Genomic DNA, 19,955 nt, shown 5'->3' with positions numbered 1-19,955 from the left:
CCCGCGGGCCACCCGGCCCCGGCCGCCCACCGGCGACGACGAACGCGAGGAGCTGTCCATGCCCGAGCAGAGCCCGTTCGACCTGGCGGAAGGCGATCCCTTCGGCCCGCACAACCTCCCCTACGGCGTCTTCAGCACCGCCGACGCGCCCGACCGGCGCCGCCTCGGCGTCCGCTACGGCGACAGCGTCCTCGATCTGAGCGCCCTGCCGAGCGCGCTGCCCGCCGCCATCCACCCGCACGCCGAACTGCTCGCGGCACCGACCCTCAACCCGCTGCTCGCCGCCGGCCGCCCCGTATGGCGGCAGATCCGCGCGGCCGTCCACAGCGCCGTGACCGACCCCGCGCACCGCGACGAAGTGGCGCCGCTGTTCCATCCGCTGGACGGGGTCACGCTGCACCTCCCCTTCGAGGTGGCCGACTATGTCGACTTCTACGCCAGCGAACACCACGCCACCAACGTCGGCCGGATCTTCCGTCCGAACGACGCGGCGCTGACCCCCAACTGGAAGCATCTGCCGATCGGTTACCACGGCCGGGCGGGCACCGTGGTCGTCACCGGCACCCCGGTCGTACGGCCCCGGGGCCAGCGCAAGGCCCCCGCGGGCGAGGCGCCCACCTTCGGCCCGTCCCTCCGCCTCGACATCGAGGCCGAGGTCGGCTTCGTCGTCGGGGCGCCCTCCACGCTCCACGAACCGGTCGGCCTGGGCGCCTTCCGCGACCATGTCTTCGGTGTCTGCCTCCTCAACGACTGGTCGGCGCGCGACATCCAGGCCTGGGAGTACGTGCCGCTCGGCCCGTTCCTGGGCAAGTCCTTCGCCACCTCCGTCTCCGCCTGGATCACCCCGCTCGACGCCCTCGACGAGGCCCGTACGGCGCCGCCCGCCCGGGACTTCCCGCTGCTGCCCTACCTCGACGACGCGGGTGCGGAGCCGGGCGGCATCGACATCCGCATCGAGGTGCGCGTCAACGGCGAGACGGTCTCCCGGCCGCCGTTCTCCACCATGTACTGGACGGCCGCCCAGCAGCTCGCCCATATGACCGTCAACGGCGCCTCGCTGCGCACCGGCGATCTGTTCGCCTCCGGCACCGTCTCCGGCCCCGACCCCGACCAGCTCGGCTGCCTGCTGGAACTCACCCAGGGCAAGGGCCCCTACCTCCAGGACGGCGACGAGGTCACCCTCACCGCCTGGGCGCCCGGCCCCGAGGGCGCCCGCATCGGCCTGGGCGAGGTCACCGGCCGCATCCTGCCCACGGGATGACCGGTACGGACCGGCCGGAGCGGCGCGGGCCGGTCCGGCCGGCGGCCCGCCGCGGATCTCCCGCCGTGCCGCCTCACGGGCACTCTCCCGTCACAGCCCCACACCAACTCGGTACCGGCGCCGCCGCAATCCGGGCGACGGCTCGGACGGCCGCCGGGGCCGCTGCTAGCCTCACGTCTCCTGGTCCCACAACGGAGGAGACGTACGTGCGCAAGGCAGCGCAGATCGCCGGGGCGGCAGCCATCGCCGCGATGCTGCTCAGCGGCTGCGGAAGCAGCGGCGGCAACGACAGCGGCAAGGACAGCACGCCCAGCAAGTCGCCGGACGCGCCGTCGACTCCGGACAAGCCCGCGGACCCGGCCGCCTTCGAGGGTGCCTGGAAGTCCGGCCCGAAGGACAGCCAGCTGATCCTGGTGGTCACCAAGGGCACCGTCGCGTTCAGCAACGGCCACAAGGCCGCCTGTCTGGGCAAGGTCCAGCAGATGGCCGGGATGACCATGGCCGCGCTCAAGTGCACGGACGGGGACACCACCCGCACCATGGGCACCCTCAAGCCCGGCGCGGACGGCAAGACCCTGACCGTGGACTGGAAGAACGGCCCCACCGAGAAGTACACCAAGTCCACCGACGGCAGCGTGAAGATCCCCGACATGCCGGAGATGCCGAGCGGGATGCCCAAGAGCTGACCGCCCCGCCACGCGGACGGCCGCCGCCCGGAACCCCCCGAGGGCTCCGGGCGGCGGCCGTTGCCGTACCGCGCCGCCGTGGTCAGCGCACGAAGACCCCGGCCTGGCCGGCCAGATCGAGGAAGTACTGCGGCGCCAGGCCGAGCACCAGGGTGACCGCGACACCGATGGCGATGGCCGTGGTCGTCAGCGGGCTGGGCACCGCGACGGTCGGGCCGTCCGCCTTGGGCTCGTGGAAGAACATCAGCACGATGACGCGGATGTAGAAGAACGCGGCGATGGCCGACGAGAGCACACCGACCACCACCAGCCAGCCCGCGCCGCTCTGCGCCGCCGCCTTGAAGACCGCGAACTTTCCGGCGAACCCGGAGGTCAGCGGGATGCCCGCGAAGGCCAGCAGGAAGACCGCGAAGACCGCGGCCACCAGCGGCGAACGCCGGCCGAGCCCGGCCCACTTGGACAGCTGGGTGGCCTCCCCGCCGGCGTCCCGCACCAGGGTGACGACGGCGAAGGCACCGAGGGTCACGAAGGAGTAGGCGGCGAGGTAGAAGAGCACCGAGGAGATGCCCTCCTCGCTGGTGGCGATGACACCGGCGAGGATGAAGCCGGCGTGCGCGATGGAGGAGTAGGCCAGCAGCCGCTTGATGTCGGTCTGGGTGATGGCGACGATCGCCCCGCCCAGCATCGTGATGATCGCGACGCCCCACATCACCGGCTGCCAGTCCCAGCGCATGCCCGGCAGGACGACATACAGCAGCCGCAGCAGCGCACCAAACGCCGCGACCTTGGTGGCGGCCGCCATGAAGCCGGTGACCGGGGTCGGGGCACCTTGGTAGACGTCCGGGGTCCACATGTGGAACGGGACCGCGCCGACCTTGAACAGCAGCCCCATCAGCACCAGCGCGGCACCGATCAGCAGGAGTGCGTCATTGCCCATCGTGCCGGCCAGCGCCGGATCGATCTGCTTGGCACCGTCCGAGATCACCTCGGCGATCCCGGCGTAGGTGACCGTGCCCGCGTAGCCGTACAGCAGGGCCACACCGAACAGCAGGAAGGCGGACGAGAAGGCGCCCAGGAGGAAGTACTTCACCGCGGCCTCCTGCGACAGCAGCCGCTGGCGGCGGGCCAGCGCACACAGGATGTACAGCGGGAGGGAGAAGACCTCCAGCGCGATGAAGAGGGTCAGCAGGTCATTGGCCGCCGGGAAGACCAGCATGCCGCCGACCGCGAAGAGCACGATCGGGAAGACCTCGGTGGTGGTGAACCCCGCCTTGACCGCGGCCTGTTCGGCGGCACCGCCGGGGACGGCCGCGGGCTGCGCGGCGAAGGAGTCCACGTGCTTGCCGTGCGCCGCCGGATCGAGCCGCCGCTCGGCGAAGGTGAAGACCGCGACCAGGGAGACCAGCAGGATGGTGCCCTGGAGGAACAGCGCGGGCCCGTCGACGGCGAGGGCGCCCATGGCGGCGATATGCGCCTTGGCCGAGCCGAAGCCGCCGGCCGCCAGACCGATCACCGCGGCGAACGCGGCGGCCAGCGTCACCACGGTCAGCAGCAGCTGGGAGTAGTAGCGGTGCCGGCGCGGCACGAACGCCTCGATGACGACGCCGAGCACCGCCGCGCCCAGGACGATCAGCGTCGGCGACAGCTGGGCGTACTCGATGTGCGGCGCCGGGATCTTGCCCGGTGCGCCGTGCGCCACCGTCCACAGGCTGTGGACACTTGCCACGGAACTCACTTCGCGGCCTCCCGGTCTTGATCATGCACGGCCTGGCCGGCCCGGCCTCCACCGGGCCCGGCGTCCACCTGCACAGTGGGCTTGGGGTCCTTCTTGTCCACGACGGACAGGGTGTGGCCGACCGCCGGATTGACGAGGTCGGTGAGCGGCTTCGGATAGACCCCGAGGAAGAGCAGCAGCGCGACCAGCGGCGCCACCACCAGCAGCTCCCGCACCCGGAGGTCGGGCATGCTCCGCACCTCGGCCTTCACCGGCCCGGTCATCGTCCGCTGGTAGAGCACGAGGACGTACAGCGCGGCGAGGACGATGCCGAGGGTGGCGATGATGCCGATCACCGGATAGCGGCTGAACGTGCCGACCAGGACCAGGAATTCGCTGACGAACGGCGCCAGACCGGGCAGCGACAGGGTGGCCAGGCCGCCGATGAGGAACGTGCCGGCGAGGACCGGGGCGACCTTCTGGACGCCGCCGTAGTCCGCGATGAGCCGGGAGCCGCGGCGGCTGATCAGGAAGCCGGCCACCAGCATCAGTGCGGCGGTCGAGATGCCGTGGTTGACCATGTAGAGCGTGGCGCCGCTCTGGCCCTGGGACGTCATCGCGAAGATGCCCAGGATGATGAAGCCGAAGTGGGAGATCGAGGCGTAGGCGATCAGCCGCTTGATGTCGCGCTGGGCGACCGCCAGCAGGGCGCCGTAGACCACGCTGATCAGGGCGAGGACCAGGATGACGGGCGTCGCCCAGCTGCTGGCCTCCGGGAAGAGCTGGAGGCAGAAGCGGAGCATCGCGAACGTGCCGACCTTGTCGACCACCGCGGTGATCAGTACCGCGACCGGCGCGGTGGACTCGCCCATGGCGCCCGGCAGCCAGGTGTGCAGCGGCCACAGCGGCGCCTTCACCGCGAAAGCGAAGAAGAAGCCGAGGAAGAGCAGCCGCTCGGTGCCGGTGCCGATGTCGAGCTTGCCGGCCGCCCGGGCCTCGACGATCTGCTGGAGCGAGAAGGTGCCGGTGCCGAGCTGGTCGGCGGTGACGGCGTACAGCCCGATCACCGCGGCCAGCATGATCAGTCCGCCGGCGAGGTTGTAGAGCAGGAACTTCACCGCGGCGTACGAGCGCCGGCCCGCGGCCTGCTCCTCGCCGTCCGCGCCCGCCCGGTCCCCGAAGCCGCCGATGAGGAAGTACATCGGGATCAGCATGGCTTCGAAGAAGATGTAAAAGAGGAAGACATCGGTGGCCTCGAAGGAGAGGACCACCATCGCCTCGACCGCCAGGATCAGCGCGAAGAAGCCCTGGGTGGGCCGCCAGCGCCGGTTGGGCGTGGCCTCTTCCAGAGGGTCGGCGTCATGCCAGCCCGCCAGGATGATGAAGGGGATCAGCAGGGTGGTCAGCGCGATCAGGGCGACCGCGATGCCGTCCACGCCGAGTTCGTAGCGGACGCCGAAGTCGCTGATCCAGGCATGCGACTCGGTGAGCTGGAACGGGCCCTTCGCACCCGGGTCGAAGCGGAACGCGACGACCAGCGCCAGCGCGAAGGTGACCAGCGAGAACAGCAGCGCGAGCCATTTGGCCGCGGTGCGCTTGGCGGCGGGCAGCGCGGCGGTGGCGATCGCGCCGGCCGCCGGGACCGCGGCCACCGCCGTCAGCAGGGGAAACGACATGGCTCAGACACCCCTCATCAGCAGGGTCGCGGCGACGAGAACGGCGGCGCCGCCCAGCATCTGGACCGCGTACGAACGGACGAATCCGGTCTGCAACCGGCGCAGCAGGCCGGAGAGTCCGCCCATCGACGCCGCCGTGCCGTTGACCGCGCCGTCCACGAGGGTGCGGTCGAGCTGGACGAGGGTGCCGGTGAGCTCTTCGCCGCCGCGCACGAAGACGATGTGGTTGAAGTCGTCCTGGAGCAGATCGCGGCGGGCGGCCCGGGTCAGCAGCGAGCCGCGCGGGGCCAGCGCCGGCACGGGCTTGCGGCCGTACATCACCCAGGCGATGCCGACGCCGATGAGCAGCACCACGATCGTCGCGGCGGTGACCGTGGTGGCGCTGACCGGGGAGTGGCCGTGGGCGAACGAGGTGACCGGCTCCAGCCACTTCACAAAGGCCTCGTTGACGCTGAACAGCCCGCCCGCGAAGACCGATCCGACGGCCAGCACGATCATCGGGAGCGTCATGACCTTCGGCGACTCGTGCGGATGCACCTCGCCGGCGTCCCAGCGCTTCTCGCCGAAGAACGTCATCAGCATCACCCGCGTCATGTAGAACGCGGTGATCGCCGCGCCCAGCAGGGCCGCGCCGCCGAGGATCCAGCCCTCGGTGCCGCCCTTGGCGAACGCCGCCTCGATGATCTTGTCCTTGGAGAAGAAGCCGGACAGACCGGGGAAGCCGATGATCGCCAGATAGCCGAGGCCGAAGGTGACGAAGGTGACCGGCATGTACTTCCGCAGACCGCCGTAACGGCGCATGTCCACCTCGTCGTTCATCCCGTGCATCACGGAACCGGCGCCGAGGAAGAGGCCCGCCTTGAAGAAGCCGTGGGTGACCAGGTGCATGATCGCGAAGGCGTAGCCGATCGGGCCGAGGCCGGCGGCCAGGATCATGTAGCCGATCTGCGACATCGTCGAACCGGCCAGCGCCTTCTTGATGTCGTCCTTGGCGCAACCGACGATCGCACCGAAGAGGAGCGTGACCGCACCGACCACGACGACCGCCAGCTGGGCGGTCGGGGCGGCGTTGAAGATCGCCCCGGAGCGGGTGATCAGATACACGCCGGCGGTGACCATCGTGGCGGCGTGGATCAGGGCCGAGACCGGGGTCGGGCCCTCCATCGCGTCACCGAGCCAGGACTGGAGCGGTACCTGCGCCGACTTACCGCAGGCGGCCAGCAGCAGCATCAGCCCGAGGGCGGTCAGCTTGCCCTCGGACGTGTCACCGGTCGCGGCGAGCACCGGGCCGAAGGCGAAGGTCCCGAACGTCGTGAACATCAGCATGATCGCGATGGACAGGCCCATATCGCCGACGCGGTTGACCAGGAACGCCTTCTTGGCGGCGGTGGCCGCGCTCGGCTTGTGCTGCCAGAACCCGATGAGCAGGTACGAGGCGAGACCGACGCCCTCCCAGCCGACGTACAGCAGAAGGTAGTTGTCGGCGAGGACGAGCAGCAGCATCGCCGCGAGGAAGAGATTGAGGTAGCCGAAGAAGCGGCGGCGCCGCTCGTCGTGCTCCATATAGCCGATCGAATAGATGTGGATCAGCGAGCCGACACCGGTGATCAGCAGGACGAACGTCATGGACAGCTGGTCGAGCTGGAACGCGACGTCGGCCTGGAAGCCGCCGACCGGGATCCAGCTGAACAAATGCTGATGCAGGGCACGGTCCTCGGCGCCCCTGCCGAGCATGTCGGCGAAGAGCACCACCCCGATGGCGAACGACGCCACCGAGAACAGCGTGCCGATCAAGTGGCCGGTGCGGTCGAGTCGGGTGCCGCCGCACAGCAGCAGGGCCGCACCGACCAGCGGTGCCGCGACAAGCAGCGCGATCAAGTTCTCCACTTTGTGCGACCCCTTACAGCTTCATCAGGCTGGCGTCGTCGACCGAGGCCGTATGACGGGTGCGGAAGATCGACACGATGATCGCCAGACCGACCACGACCTCGGCCGCGGCGACGACCATCGTGAAGAAGGCGATGATCTGGCCGTCCAGATTCCCGTGCATCCGCGAGAAGGTGACGAAGGCGAGATTGCAGGCGTTGAGCATCAGCTCGATGCACATGAACACCACGATGGCGTTCCGCCTGATCAGTACGCCGGCCGCGCCGATCGTGAACAACAGGGCGGCGAGATAGAGGTAGTAGACCGGGCTCATTTCTTGGCCCCCTCCTTGTGCTCCGTCGACGGCGCGCCACCGGACGACGACGGGCCGGGCTCGTCCTCGGAGCCCCGGCCCAGCCATTCCTCGGAGCGCCGCTCCAGCGCCTTCAGTTCGGCGAGCGACGCTCCGGAGACATCGCGGATCTGACCGCGCCCCCGCAGCGTCGGGTTGACGCTGAGCTCGGACACGGTGCCGTCGGGCAGCAGCCCCGGAATGTCGACGGCGTTGTGCCGGGCGTAGACGCCGGGGGCGGGCAGCGGCGGTACCTGCTTGCCCTCGCGGATCCGGGCCTCGGACTGCTCACGCTGCGTTTTGGCACGCTCCGTGCGCTCCCGGTGGGTGAGCACCATCGCGCCGACCGCCGCCGTGATCAGCAGCGCGCCGGTGGCTTCGAAGGCGAAGACGTACTTGGTGAAGATGAGCGCCGCCAGGCCCTGCACGTTGCCGCCCGCGTTGGCCTCGCCCAGCCCGTTGAACGACTTCAGCGAGGCGTTGCCGATACCGGCGATCAGCAGGATGCCGAAGCCGAGACCCGCCGCGGCGGCGAGCCAGCGCTGCCCCTTGAGCGTCTCCTTGAGGGAGTCCGCGGCGGTGACACCGACGAGCATGACGACGAACAGGAACAGCATCATGATCGCGCCCGTGTAGACGACGATCTGGACGACGCCGAGGAAGTAGGCGCCGTTGGCGAGGTAGAAGACCGCCAGGACGATCATGGTCCCGGCGAGCGAGAGCGCGCTGTGCACGGCGCGCTTCATCAGGATCGTGCACAGCGCGCCGATGACGGCGACACTGCCCAGGATCCAGAACTGCACGGCCTCCCCCGTGGAGGTCATGGAGGCCGCGGCGGCGAGGCCGGTCATGCGTGCGCCCCCTTCGCCTGCGGGTTGTCGTCGGCCTTCTCGCCCTTGGAGGTGGCGACCTGACGGACGGTCCCCGGCGCGGCCTCGGTCACCAGGCCCTGGTAGTAGTCCTTCTCCGTCATGCCGGGGTAGATCGCGTGCGGGCTGTCGACCATGGTCTCCTCCAGGCCCGCGAGCAGCTCTTCCTTGGTGTAGATGAGCGATTCCCGGGACCTGTCGGCGAGTTCGTACTCATTCGTCATGGTCAGTGCGCGGGTCGGGCAGGCCTCCACGCACAGGCCGCACAGGATGCAGCGCAGATAGTTGATCTGGTAGACGCGGCCGTAGCGCTCGCCCGGGGAGTAGCGCTCCTCGTCGGTGTTGTCCGCGCCCTCGACATAGATCGCGTCCGCCGGGCAGGCCCAGGCGCACAGCTCGCAGCCGATGCACTTCTCCAGCCCGTCCGGATGGCGGTTGAGCTGGTGGCGGCCGTGGAAACGCGGCGCCGTCGGCTTCTTCTCCTCCGGATACTGCTCGGTCAGCCGCTTCTTGAACATGGCCTTGAAGGTCACGCCGAAGCCGGCCACGGGGTTCTGGAACTCAGGCACCGTCGCCCCCCTTTCCGTCGTTTCCGATTCCGTCACTGACAGTGTCCGTCCCGCCACTGACAATCAGCTCCCGCTCCCGGCGCGGCCTGCGGCGCGGCACCGGCGGCAGGCTCTGTCCGGGCAGCGGCGGCACGGGGAAGCCGCCCGCCATGGGGTCGAAGGCGCCGTCGCCGTCCGTCTCCTCCACCACCTCAGCGCGCCGGAAGAAGTCCACGAGCAGGGAGATCAACAGCAGCAGGACGGCGCCGCCGGCGACGTACAGCACGATCTGGGAGAAGTCGTAGCCCTCGTTCTTCAGCGCCCGGACGGTGGCGACCAGCATCAGCCAGACCAGCGAGACCGGGATGAGGACCTTCCAGCCCAGCTTCATGAACTGGTCGTAGCGCACCCGTGGCAGGGTGCCGCGCAGCCAGATGAAGAAGAACAGCAGCAGCTGCACCTTGAGGGTGAACCAGAGCAGCGGCCACCAGCCGTGGTTCGCGCCTTCCCAGAAGGTGGAGATCGGCCAGGGTGCCCGCCAGCCGCCCAGGAAGAGGGTGATCGCGACGGCCGAGACGGTCACCATGTTGATGTACTCGGCGAGCATGAACATCGCGAACTTGATGGACGAGTACTCGGTGTTGAAGCCGCCGACGAGGTCGCCCTCGGACTCCGGCATGTCGAACGGCGCGCGGTTGGTCTCGCCCACCATCGCGACGATGTAGATGATGAACGACACCGGCAGCAGCAGGATGTACCACCGGTTCTGCTGCGACTCCACGATGGTCGACGTCGACATCGACCCGGAGTAGAGGAACACCGCCGCGAACGACATCCCCATCGCGATCTCGTACGAGATCATCTGCGCGCACGAACGCAGTCCGCCGAGCAGCGGATAGGTCGAGCCGGAGGACCAGCCCGCCAGCACGATGCCGTAGATGCCGACCGAGGCCGTGGCCAGGATGTAGAGGATGCCGATCGGCAGGTCCGTCAGCTGCATCGGGGTACGGACACCGAAGATCGAGATCTCGTTGCCCGCGGGCCCGAAGGGGATCACCGCGATCGCCATGAAGGCCGGGATGGCCGCCACGACCGGCGCGAGGAGATAGACCACCTTGTCGGCCCGCTTGACGACCAGGTCCTCCTTCAGCATCAGCTTGATGCCGTCGGCGAGGGACTGGAGCATCCCCCAGGGACCATGCCGGTTGGGGCCGATACGCAGCTGCATCCAGGCGACGACCTTGCGTTCCCAGACGATCGAGAACAGCACCGTCAGCATCAGGAACGCGAAGCAGAAGACCGCCTTGATGACGACGAGCCACCACGGGTCGCGGCCGAACATCGACAGGTCTTCCTGGGCCAGCGCGCTGCCGGCGGCGGCGAGTTGATCGAGCTGCTGCATCATGCGTCCACCTCCTCGGCCGGCTCCGGGGTGCCCGGGGCGGCGGAGATCTTCACCAGGTCACCGGGGCGGGCCCCGGTATCGGCGGCGACCCCACCGCCCGTGGAGTTGAGCGGCAGCCACACCACCCGGTCGGGCATCGGCGTGACCTGGAGCGGCAGCCGGACCGCGCCGGCCGGCCCGGTGACCGCCAGCAGATCCCCGTCCTTGACCCCGGTCTCCTGCGCAGTGGTCTCCGACAGCCGGGCGACCGCGGCGTGCCGGGTGCCGGCCAGCGCCGGGTCGCCTTCCTGGAGCCGTCCCTGGTCCAGCAGGAGCCGGTGGCCGGCGAGGACGGCCTCCCCGCTGTCGGGGCGGGGCAGCGGACGCCCGGTCTCCGCGGGCTCGCCCGCGTACGGGCCGTCCCAGCCGCCGAGCCGGTCCAGTTCGCGGCGTACGGAACGGATGTCCGGCAGCGCCAGGTGGACGTCGAGGGCGTCGGCGAGCATGTGCAGCACCCGGGAGTCCGACAGCAGATGCCGGCGGGTCATCTGGTCCGGTTTGAGCGCGGCCTCGAACAGCCGCGCCCGGCCCTCCCAGTTGAGGAAGGTGCCGTCCTTCTCCACCACGGCCGCCACCGGGAAGACCACATCCGCCCGCTCGGTGACCTGCGAGGGCCGCAGCTCCAGGCTGACCAGGAAGCCGACCTGGTCCAGCGCGGCCAGCGCGCGGGCCGGGTCCGGCAGGTCGGCGATTTCGACACCCGCCACCAGCAGCGCACTGAGCTCGCCGGTCGCCGCGGCCTCGATGATCTGGCCGGTGTCCCGGCCGTGCCGGTGCGGCAGTGCGGCCACGCCCCAGGCGGCGGCGACCTCGTCGCGGGCCCGCGGATCGGTGGCCGGCCGGCCGCCCGGCAGCAGTCCGGGCAGCGCCCCCGCCTCGACGGCGCCGCGCTCACCGGCCCGCCGCGGAATCCATACCAGGCGGGCCCCGGTGGCCGACGCCAGGCGGAGCGCGGCGGTCAGCGCGCCGGGCGCCGCCGCCAGCCGCTCACCGACGACGATCACCGAACCCTCGGCCCGCAGCGCCTCGGCCGCGGTACGGCCCTCGCCCTCCAGGCCGACGCCGCCCGCGAGCGCGTCCAGCCATTCGGTCTCGGTACCGGGCGCGGACGGCAGCAGCGTCCCGCCGGCCTTGATCAGCCCGCGCGAGGCGTAGGCGGCCAGCCCGTAGGTGCGCTGTCCGCTCCTGCGGTGTGCCTTGCGCAGCCGCAGGAAGACACCCGGGGCCTCCTCCTCGGCCTCGATACCGGCCAGCAGCACGGCCGGTGCCTTCTCCAGCGCGGTGTAGGTGACGCCCCCGCCGTCCAGGTCACGGCCGCGGCCGGCGACCCGGGACGCCAGGAAGTCGGCCTCCTCGGCGCTGTGCACCCGCGCCCGGAAATCGATGTCGTTGGTGCCCAGCGCGATCCGGGCGAACTTGGCGTAGGCGTAGGCGTCCTCGACGGTCAGCCGGCCGCCGGTCAGTACGCCGGTGCGCCCCTTGGCGGCAGCCAGTCCACGGGCCGCCGCCTCCAGGGCCGCGGGCCAGCTCGCCGGCTCCAGTTCGCCGGACTCCGGGTTGCGCACGAGGGGGTGCTCCAGCCGGTCGCGCTGCTGCGCGTACCGGAAGGCGAACCGCCCCTTGTCGCAGATCCACTCCTCGTTGACCTCGGGGTCGTCGGCCGCCAGCCGTCGCATGACCTTGCCGCGCCGGTGGTCCGTACGGGTCGCGCAGCCGCCCGCGCAGTGCTCACACACCGACGGCGAGGAGACCAGGTCGAAGGGGCGGGAGCGGAAGCGGTACGCGGCGGAGGTGAGCGCGCCGACCGGGCAGATCTGGATGGTGTTGCCGGAGAAGTACGACTGGAAGGGGTCGCCCTCTCCGGTGCCGACCTGCTGGAGGGCGCCGCGCTCGACGAGTTCGATCATCGGGTCGCCGGCGATCTGGTTGCTGAAGCGGGTGCAGCGCGCACACAGCACACACCGCTCACGGTCCAGCAGCACCTGCGTGGAGATCGGCACCGGCTTCTCGAAGGTGCGCTTCTTGCCCTCGAAGCGCGACTCCGGGTCGCCGACCTGCATCGCCTGGTTCTGGAGCGGGCACTCGCCGCCCTTGTCGCAGACCGGGCAGTCCAGCGGGTGGTTGATCAGCAGCAGCTCCATCACCCCGCGCTGGGCCTTCTCGGCCACCGGGGAGGTCAGCTGCGACTTGACCACCATGCCGTCGGTGCAGGTGATGGTGCAGGAGGCCATCGGCTTGCGCTGGCCCTCGACCTCCACGATGCACTGCCGGCAGGCGCCCGCCGGGTCCAGCAGCGGGTGGTCGCAGAAGCGCGGGATCTCGATGCCGAGGAGTTCGGCGGCGCGGATGACCAGCGTCCCCTTGGGGACGGAGATCTCGATGCCGTCGATCGTCAGGGTGACGAGGTCCTCCGGCGGGATCGCTGCCTCGCCGCCCCCCGAGGGACGGGCGGCGGAGCCGCTGTCCGACCCCGTGGTCGTGACGGTCATGCCTTCACCCCCAGGTGAGCGTCGTTGTCGGCCCAGAGGGTCGACCTGGCCGGGTCGAAGGGACAGCCCTTGCCGTTGAGGTGCTGCTCGTACTCCTCGCGGAAGTACTTGAGCGAGGAGAAGATCGGCGAGGCGGCGCCGTCGCCGAGGGCGCAGAACGACTTGCCGTTGATGTTGTCGGCGATGTCGTCGATCTTGTCGAGGTCGCCCGGCCGCCCCTTGCCTGCCTCGATGTCGCGCAGCAACTGCACCAGCCAGTACGTCCCTTCACGGCAGGGCGTGCACTTGCCGCAGGACTCGTGCGCGTAGAACTCGGTCCAGCGGGTGACCGCCCGGACCACACAGGTGGTCTCGTCGAAGCACTGGAGCGCCTTGGTGCCGAGCATCGAGCCGGCCGCGCCGACGCCCTCGTAGTCGAGCGGGACATCGAGGTGCTCGTCGGTGAACATCGGCGTCGACGAGCCGCCCGGCGTCCAGAACTTCAGCCGGTGGCCGCGGCGCATCCCGCCGCTCATGTCCAGCAGCTGGCGCAGGGTGATGCCCAACGGGGCCTCGTACTGGCCGGGGTTGGCCACATGGCCGCTGAGCGAGTAGAGCGTGAAGCCCGGGGACTTCTCGCTGCCCATCGACCGGAACCAGTCCTTGCCCCGGTTCATGATCGCGGGAACCGAAGCGATGGACTCGACGTTGTTCACGACAGTGGGGCAGGCGTACAGGCCCGCCACCGCCGGGAAGGGAGGACGCAGCCGGGGCTGTCCGCGACGGCCCTCCAGGGAGTCGAGCAGCGCGGTCTCCTCACCGCAGATGTACGCACCCGCGCCCGCGTGCACGATCACGTCCAGGTCGAGCCCCGAGCCCAGGATGTTCTTCCCGAGGAAGCCCGCCGCATAGGCCTCGCGCACCGCCTCGTGCAGCCGCCGCAGGACGGGCACGACCTCGCCGCGCAGATAGATGAAGGCGTGGTTCGACCGGATCGCATGGCAGGCGATCACGATGCCCTCGATGAGGGAGTGCGGGTTCGCGAAGAGCAGCGGGATGTCCTTGCAGGTCCCGGGCTCGGACTCATCGGCGTTGACCACGAGGTAGTGCGGTTTGCCGTCGCCCTGCGGGATGAACTGCCACTTCATCCCGGTCGGGAAGCCCGCGCCGCCGCGGCCGCGCAGCCCGGAGTCCTTGATGTAGGCGATGACGTCGTCCGGGGGCATCGCCAGTGCCTTGCGCAGTCCCTCGTAGCCCTCGTGCCGGCGGTAGGTCTCCAGCGTCCAGGACGCGGACTGGTCCCAGAAGGCGGACAGGACGGGCGTCAGAAGCTTCTCGGGGTGGGAGTCCCCGCCGGCCTCCGGCCGGGAGGCGCCCCCGTGTTCGGCTGCCACTGTCATCACTCCCCCTCCTCTGCTGTGGGGCCGGCCGCATCGTTGCTGCGAGGCGAAGCCTCTCCGTCCGAGGTGGTGGCGGGAGAGGGGCTGGCCTCGTCGGAGGCCGAGGTCTGCTGCGGTGCGTCGTGGGAGCTGGGGTGGCCCGAGGGCGCCTCGTCCGCGGGGTGGCCGGACGGGGGCTCGTCGGAGGGCGCGCCGTCGGCCGTGGTCCGCGGGGAGACGACGTGGTCGGCGCCGCGGCCGGGAGCGGCCTCGCCCTTGGCCAGCCGCAGCCCGATCAGCGAGGCGGGGCCGGCGCCGCCGGTGGCCTCGACGGCGCCCGGCCGCTCGTCCGGGAAGCCGGCGAGCATCCGGGCCGTCTCCTTGAACGTGCACAGCGGCGCACCGCGGGTGGGCTCGACGGTCCGGCCGGCCCGCAGGTCGTCGACCAGCTGCCGGGCGCTCTCCGGCGTCTGGTTGTCGAAGAACTCCCAGTTGACCATCACGACCGGGGCGAAGTCGCAGGCCGCGTTGCACTCGATGTGTTCGAGGGTGACCGCGCCGTCCCCGGTGGTCTCGCCGTTGCCGACGCCGAGGTGCTCCTTGAGCTCCTCGAAGATGGCGTCGCCGCCCATCACCGCGCACAGCGTGTTGGTGCAGACCCCGACCTGGTAGTCCCCGCTCTGCTTGCGGCGGTACATGGAGTAGAAGGTCGAGACGGCGGTGACCTCGGCGGTGGTGAGGTCGAGCATCTCGGCGCAGAAGCGGATGCCGGTACGGGTGACATGCCCTTCCTCGGCCTGTACGAGGTGCAGCAGCGGCAGCAGCGCCGACCGCGAGCCGGGGTAGCGGGCGATCACCTCCTTGGCGTCCGTCTCCAGCCGGGCCCGTACGTCCGCCGGGTAATCGGGGGCGGGGAGCGCGGGCATCCCCAGCTGCACGTCCTGGTTTGCCGGAGTGGCGTTCACCGGTCGACGCCTCCCATCACGGGGTCGATGGACGCGACGGCGACGATGACGTCGGCGACCTGGCCGCCTTCGCACATCGCCGCCATGGCCTGAAGGTTGGTGAAGGACGGGTCGCGGAAGTGCACCCGGTAGGGGCGGGTGCCGCCGTCGCTGACCGCGTGCACGCCCAGCTCGCCCTTGGGTGATTCGACGGCCGCGTAGGCCTGGCCCGGCGGGACCCGGAAGCCTTCGGTCACCAGCTTGAAGTGGTGGATCAGGGCCTCCATCGAGGTGCCCATGATCTTCTTGATGTGGTCGAGGGAGTTGCCCAGACCGTCCGGGCCGAGGGCCAGTTGGGCGGGCCAGGCGATCTTCTTGTCCGCGACCATCACCGGACCGGGCGCCAGCCGGTCCAGGCACTGCTCGACGATCCGCAGCGACTGGCGCATCTCCTCCAGCCGGATCAGGAACCGGCCGTAGGAGTCGCAGGTGTCGGCGGTCGGCACCTCGAAGTCGTAGTCCTCGTAGCCGCAGTACGGCCGGGTCTTGCGCAGATCGTGCGGCAGTCCCGCGGCGCGCACGATGGGCCCGGTGGCGCCGGTGGCCATACAGCCGGCCAGGTCGAGATAGCCGATGCCTTCCATGCGGCCCTTGAAGACGGGGTTGCCGGTGGCGAGCTTGTCGTACTCGCCGATGTTCTTCCGCATCTTCTTGACGAACTCACGCACCTGGTCGACCGCGCCCGGGGGCAGGTCCTGGGCGAGGCCGCCGGGCCGGATGTAGGCGTGGTTCATCCGCAGGCCGGTGATCAGCTCGTAGAGATCGAGGATGAGCTCACGGTCGCGGAAGCCGTAGATCATGATCGTGGTGGCGCCCAGCTCCATCCCGCCGGTGGCGATGGCCACGAGGTGGGAGGACATCCGGTTGAGCTCCATCAGCAGCACGCGGATGACCGAGGCCCGGTCGGGGATCTGGTCGGTGATGCCCAGCAGCTTCTCCACGGCCAGGCAGTAGGCCGTCTCGTTGAAGAAGGGCGTCAGGTAGTCCATCCGCGTCACGAAGGTGGTGCCCTGCGTCCAGGTCCGGAATTCGAGGTTCTTCTCGATGCCGGTGTGCAGATAGCCGATCCCGCAGCGGGCCTCGGTGACGGTCTCGCCGTCGATCTCCAGGATCAGCCGGAGCACCCCGTGGGTGGACGGGTGCTGCGGCCCCATGTTGACGATGATCCGCTCGTCGTCGGCCTTCACCGCGGCCGCGGCGATCTCGTCCCAGTCGCCACCGGAGACGTTGTAGACGGTCCCCTCGGTGGTCTCGCGGGCCAGGGACTCCTGGGTGTCGAAGTCGCTCGAGGTGCGGTGGCCGGACGAGGAGTGGGAGTGCGGTGCAGTAGTCATCAGCTGTACGACCTCCGCTGGTCGGGAGCCGGAATCTGGGCGCCCTTGTACTCGACGGGGATGCCGCCGAGCGGGTAGTCCTTGCGCTGCGGGAAGCCCTGCCAGTCGTCCGGCATCATGATCCGGGTCAGCGCCGGGTGGCCGTCGAAGACGATTCCGAAGAAGTCGTAGGTCTCCCGCTCGTGCCAGTCGTTGGTCGGATAGACCTCCACGAGCGAGGGCACATGCGGGTCGGCGTCCGGGGCGGAGACCTCCAGCCGGATCAGCCGGTTGTGGGTGATCGAGCGCAGGTGGTAGACGGCGTGCAGCTCGCGGCCCTTGTCGCCCGGGAAGTGCACTCCGCTCACCCCCGTGCACAGCTCGAAGCGCAGCGCCGGGTCGTCCCGCAGGATCCTGGCGACGGCCGGCAGATGGCCGCGCTCGATGTGGAAGGTCAGCTCGTCGCGGTCCACGACGGTCTTCTCGATGACGTTCTCGGGGACCAGCCCCTGTTCGTCGAGGGCGCCCTCCAGCTCGTCGGCGATCTCGTCGAACTCCCCGTAGCCGTCGGCCCTGCCGCGTGGTCCGCCGTACGGCCGCTGGGCCGCGCCGGGCAGCCGGACCGTGCGGACGAGGCCGCCGTAGCCGGTGGTGTCCCCGCCGTTGTTGGCGCCGAACATGCCGCGGCGGGTGGCGATCGCCTCGCCGGTGTCCTCGCGCTGCGCGGGCACCGCCTCGTCCGGGCCCTCCGGCTCGGGACGCTCGGGGTTCTTCTGCTCACTCACCGCAGCAGCCCCTTCATCTCGATCAGCGGCAGCGCCTTGAGTGCCGCTTCCTCCGCCTCACGGGCGGCCTGCTCCTGATGGACCCCGAGCTTGGTGTCCTGGATCTTCTGGTGGAGCTTGAGAATGGCGTCCATCAGCATCTCGGGACGCGGCGGGCAACCCGGCAAATAAATGTCAACGGGAACAATGTGGTCGACGCCCTGCACAATCGCATAGTTATTGAACATTCCGCCCGACGAGGCGCAAACCCCCATGGAAATCACCCACTTCGGGTTCGGCATCTGGTCATAGACCTGCCGCAGCACGGGCGCCATCTTCTGGCTGACCCGGCCGGCCACGATCATCAGATCCGCCTGTCGCGGCGAGCCGCGGAAGACCTCCATGCCGAAGCGGGCGAGGTCGTAGCGCCCGGCGCCGGTGGTCATCATCTCGATGGCGCAGCAGGCCAGCCCGAAGGTCGCAGGGAAGACCGAGGATTTACGCACCCAGCCCGCGGCCTGCTCGACAGTGGTCAGCAAAAAGCCGCTCGGCAGCTTCTCTTCAAGTCCCATGTGTGACCCCTAGTCCCATTCCAGGCCGCCACGACGCCAGACATAGGCGTAGGCGACGAAGACGGTGAGCGCGAAGAGGAGCATCTCGACGAGCCCGAAAAGCCCCAGGGCGTCGAAGGTGACGGCCCAGGGATAGAGGAAGACGATCTCGATGTCGAAGACGATGAAGAGCATCGCCGTCAGGTAGTACTTGATCGGGAAGCGACCACCGCCGGACGGCTGCGGCGTCGGCTCGATGCCGCACTCGTAGGCCTCGAGCTTGGCCCGGTTGTAACGCCTGGGCCCGATGAGGGTGGCCATCACGACGGAGAAGATCGCAAAGCCTGCCCCGAGGGCTCCCAGTACGAGGATGGGCGCGTAAGCGTTCACCGTCCTCGCTCCCTTCAGTCGACGATGACTGGATGGCGGTCCGCCCGGGCCCTCCGGCTGCCCCATGGAGATCGTGCCTATGTGAGGCAGTTCACAAGCCCGAGCCGCCTGCATCTTATGCCCGCTGTCCTGTGATCTGCGACACGGGGGTGAACAACGCCTTTGTGATCTCCACCACCCGGCGAAGGATCATGAAGTCGGATGAGCGGTGATCTTCATACGCGAAGCGCGCGAGTGATCACGAGAGGTGACATTCCCTGGTGTTACCGCTGGTCAGTGCGGGGTTGCCAATATCAAGTAGTTGCCGCTACAAGCAAATTGGCGCTGGACGCGGCCAACTGCTATACGCAGCAGGCGCCGTAGGTGCGGCCCGTTCGCGACCCGGTCGTGATCGTCGGCACGTGCTTCCGTTCACGAGCGGCCGGCCGACGCCAGATCACGGGAACATAACGGACACTCAAGAGTGACCTATCCCACGCTATTTCCAGCACTAAGCGCTTGACGCCCGGGAAGCCTTGGCGTGGCGGATGCGGAAGTGGTAGGCGCCCGCCGGGCCCGCGCGGAGCAGCAAATGCCATGCGTAGGAACATGATCGCGAAATTCGGACATCCCGCCGCGGGGGCAGCAGGCGGACAAAAGTCCGGTTTGTTCGTCGCGTACGCGTCAAGTGTGGCGCACTGCACCTTTCTTGGCAGCAACCTGCGGTGCCTGATAGCCGTTATTGCCATGTCCCCGAACGCACTCATACCCAGCCACCGGAAGCCCCGCCGTCCTTCCGCGTCCTCGCGGGCGCTGCGGGCGGGCGTGACCGGTGGCTTCCTCACCCTCGCGGTGACCGGCGCCACCGTGCCGGCCAACGCCGCGGAAAAGCCCGTCTCCGAAACCCAGGAGATGCCGACGATCACGACGGCGCTGGCGACCAGCGCCGCCAGGAGCGCCGACACGGCCGAGCAGGTCGCGTTCAACTACGAGCGTCAGGCGCTCCAGGACAGCGCCTTCTCGCACGCGGCCAAGGCCGCGGAGAAGCACAAGGCCGAGGCCGTGAAGAAGGCCAAGGCCGCGGCGAAGAAGAAGGCCGAGGAAGCCCGTAAGGCCAAGGAGGCCGCCGAGGCCCGTGCCTCGCGCTCCTCCGACCGTTCGACCCTGTCCGCCCCGGCGTCGAACGCCACCGGCAGCTCCGCCACGCTCGTCGCCTTCCTCAAGGCTCAGCTCGGCAAGGCCTACGTGCTGGGCTCCAGCGGCCCCTCCTCGTACGACTGCTCCGGTCTGACGCAGGCCGCGTTCAACCAGATCGGCATCGACCTGCCGCGGGTGTCGCAGGACCAGTCCACCGCCGGCACCCAGGTCGGCCTGGACAACCTCCAGGTCGGCGACATCCTGTACTGGGGCAGCGCGGGCAGCGCCTACCACGTCGGCGTCTACGTCGGCGGGGGCAAGTTCATCGGCGCCCAGAACCCGAGCACCGGCATCGTCGAGCGCCCGCTCGACTACGACATGCCGACCGGCGCGGTGCGCGTCCTCTAGGACCGCCGCGCACACGAACACCGCACAGGGACCGTCCCTCTCGCCGCTCGGGAGGGACGGTCCTTTTGCGTGGGCTGAGGCTCCGGGCCGTCCTGCCGCCCCGTCGTCCGACGGATGATTCGCGCCGCCCGGCGCCATGATCAAGC

General features: G+C 69.7%; 17 protein-coding genes. 3 read left to right on the top strand and 14 right to left on the bottom strand.

Annotated features, from left to right (window positions below; genetic code table 11):
- The first annotated feature begins 58 nt into the window (after window positions 1-58).
- Together fahA and TU31_RS18070 are read left to right on the top strand one after the other, a co-directional pair.
- Window positions 59-1,261 (top strand): fumarylacetoacetase, encoded by a 1,203-nt coding sequence (gene fahA / locus TU31_RS18075; RefSeq protein ID WP_042155764.1) that lies wholly within the window; start codon window positions 59-61, stop codon window positions 1,259-1,261.
- A gap of 206 nt (window positions 1,262-1,467) precedes the next feature.
- Window positions 1,468-1,947: a hypothetical protein gene (locus TU31_RS18070; RefSeq protein WP_042155762.1), complete on the top strand. Its 480-nt coding sequence runs from the start codon at window positions 1,468-1,470 to the stop codon at window positions 1,945-1,947.
- 82 nt (window positions 1,948-2,029) lie between these two features.
- Here the strand turns inward: TU31_RS18070 and nuoN are convergent, their stop codons facing one another.
- Genes nuoN through TU31_RS18000 form a run of 14 tightly spaced genes read right to left on the bottom strand, consistent with a single transcriptional unit; the run spans window position 2,030 to window position 18,285 of the window.
- Window positions 2,030-3,682, bottom strand: a complete 1,653-nt coding sequence (gene nuoN / locus TU31_RS18065) for an NADH-quinone oxidoreductase subunit NuoN (RefSeq protein ID WP_042155759.1) — start codon at window positions 3,680-3,682, stop codon at window positions 2,030-2,032.
- Window positions 3,679-5,337: an NADH-quinone oxidoreductase subunit M gene (locus tag TU31_RS18060; protein WP_042155757.1), complete on the bottom strand. Its 1,659-nt coding sequence runs from the start codon at window positions 5,335-5,337 to the stop codon at window positions 3,679-3,681. The genes nuoN and TU31_RS18060 overlap by 4 nt, the downstream gene beginning before the upstream one ends.
- Window positions 5,338-5,340: 3 nt before the next feature.
- Window positions 5,341-7,224: an NADH-quinone oxidoreductase subunit L gene (gene nuoL, locus TU31_RS18055; RefSeq protein ID WP_042155754.1), complete on the bottom strand. Its 1,884-nt coding sequence runs from the start codon at window positions 7,222-7,224 to the stop codon at window positions 5,341-5,343.
- 13 nt (window positions 7,225-7,237) lie between these two features.
- Window positions 7,238-7,537, bottom strand: coding sequence for an NADH-quinone oxidoreductase subunit NuoK (nuoK, locus tag TU31_RS18050; RefSeq protein WP_042155750.1), 300 nt, complete (start codon window positions 7,535-7,537; stop codon window positions 7,238-7,240).
- Window positions 7,534-8,406, bottom strand: coding sequence for an NADH-quinone oxidoreductase subunit J (locus tag TU31_RS18045; protein ID WP_042155747.1), 873 nt, complete (start codon window positions 8,404-8,406; stop codon window positions 7,534-7,536). Before TU31_RS18045 ends, nuoK begins: the two co-directional genes overlap by 4 nt.
- Window positions 8,403-8,993 (bottom strand): NADH-quinone oxidoreductase subunit NuoI, encoded by a 591-nt coding sequence (gene nuoI, locus TU31_RS18040; RefSeq protein ID WP_245698585.1) that lies wholly within the window; start codon window positions 8,991-8,993, stop codon window positions 8,403-8,405. Before nuoI ends, TU31_RS18045 begins: the two co-directional genes overlap by 4 nt.
- Window positions 8,986-10,374, bottom strand: a complete 1,389-nt coding sequence (gene nuoH, locus TU31_RS18035) for an NADH-quinone oxidoreductase subunit NuoH (protein ID WP_042156600.1) — start codon at window positions 10,372-10,374, stop codon at window positions 8,986-8,988. Before nuoH ends, nuoI begins: the two co-directional genes overlap by 8 nt.
- Window positions 10,374-12,905 (bottom strand): NADH-quinone oxidoreductase subunit G, encoded by a 2,532-nt coding sequence (locus tag TU31_RS18030; RefSeq protein WP_042155743.1) that lies wholly within the window; start codon window positions 12,903-12,905, stop codon window positions 10,374-10,376. The genes nuoH and TU31_RS18030 overlap by 1 nt, the downstream gene beginning before the upstream one ends.
- A complete protein-coding gene (gene nuoF / locus TU31_RS18025) occupies window positions 12,902-14,284 on the bottom strand; it encodes an NADH-quinone oxidoreductase subunit NuoF (protein WP_042155741.1) in 1,383 nt (460 codons plus the stop codon). The genes TU31_RS18030 and nuoF overlap by 4 nt, the downstream gene beginning before the upstream one ends.
- Window positions 14,284-15,189 carry an NADH-quinone oxidoreductase subunit NuoE gene (gene nuoE, locus TU31_RS18020; RefSeq protein WP_042156598.1) on the bottom strand — a complete coding sequence of 302 codons (906 nt, stop codon included), beginning with the start codon at window positions 15,187-15,189 and terminating at the stop codon, window positions 14,284-14,286. Before nuoE ends, nuoF begins: the two co-directional genes overlap by 1 nt.
- A 35-nt stretch (window positions 15,190-15,224) precedes the next feature.
- On the bottom strand, window positions 15,225-16,601 hold the full coding sequence (locus TU31_RS18015) for an NADH-quinone oxidoreductase subunit D (protein ID WP_245698584.1): 1,377 nt from the start codon (window positions 16,599-16,601) through the stop codon (window positions 15,225-15,227).
- Window positions 16,601-17,365: an NADH-quinone oxidoreductase subunit C gene (locus tag TU31_RS18010; RefSeq protein ID WP_042155739.1), complete on the bottom strand. Its 765-nt coding sequence runs from the start codon at window positions 17,363-17,365 to the stop codon at window positions 16,601-16,603. Before TU31_RS18010 ends, TU31_RS18015 begins: the two co-directional genes overlap by 1 nt.
- A complete protein-coding gene (locus tag TU31_RS18005) occupies window positions 17,362-17,916 on the bottom strand; it encodes a NuoB/complex I 20 kDa subunit family protein (protein ID WP_042155737.1) in 555 nt (184 codons plus the stop codon). Before TU31_RS18005 ends, TU31_RS18010 begins: the two co-directional genes overlap by 4 nt.
- Before the next feature lie 9 nt (window positions 17,917-17,925).
- A complete protein-coding gene (locus TU31_RS18000) occupies window positions 17,926-18,285 on the bottom strand; it encodes an NADH-quinone oxidoreductase subunit A (protein WP_042155734.1) in 360 nt (119 codons plus the stop codon).
- A gap of 726 nt (window positions 18,286-19,011) precedes the next feature.
- Here TU31_RS18000 and TU31_RS17995 point away from each other — a divergent pair.
- Window positions 19,012-19,809, top strand: coding sequence for a C40 family peptidase (locus tag TU31_RS17995; RefSeq protein ID WP_042155732.1), 798 nt, complete (start codon window positions 19,012-19,014; stop codon window positions 19,807-19,809).
- The last annotated feature ends 146 nt before the right edge of the window (window positions 19,810-19,955 follow it).

Source organism: Streptomyces lydicamycinicus, from assembly GCF_000829715.2.
In the GTDB taxonomy this organism is placed as follows: domain Bacteria; phylum Actinomycetota; class Actinomycetes; order Streptomycetales; family Streptomycetaceae; genus Streptomyces; species Streptomyces lydicamycinicus.
This window is presented reverse-complemented; position numbering and strand designations above follow the sequence as displayed.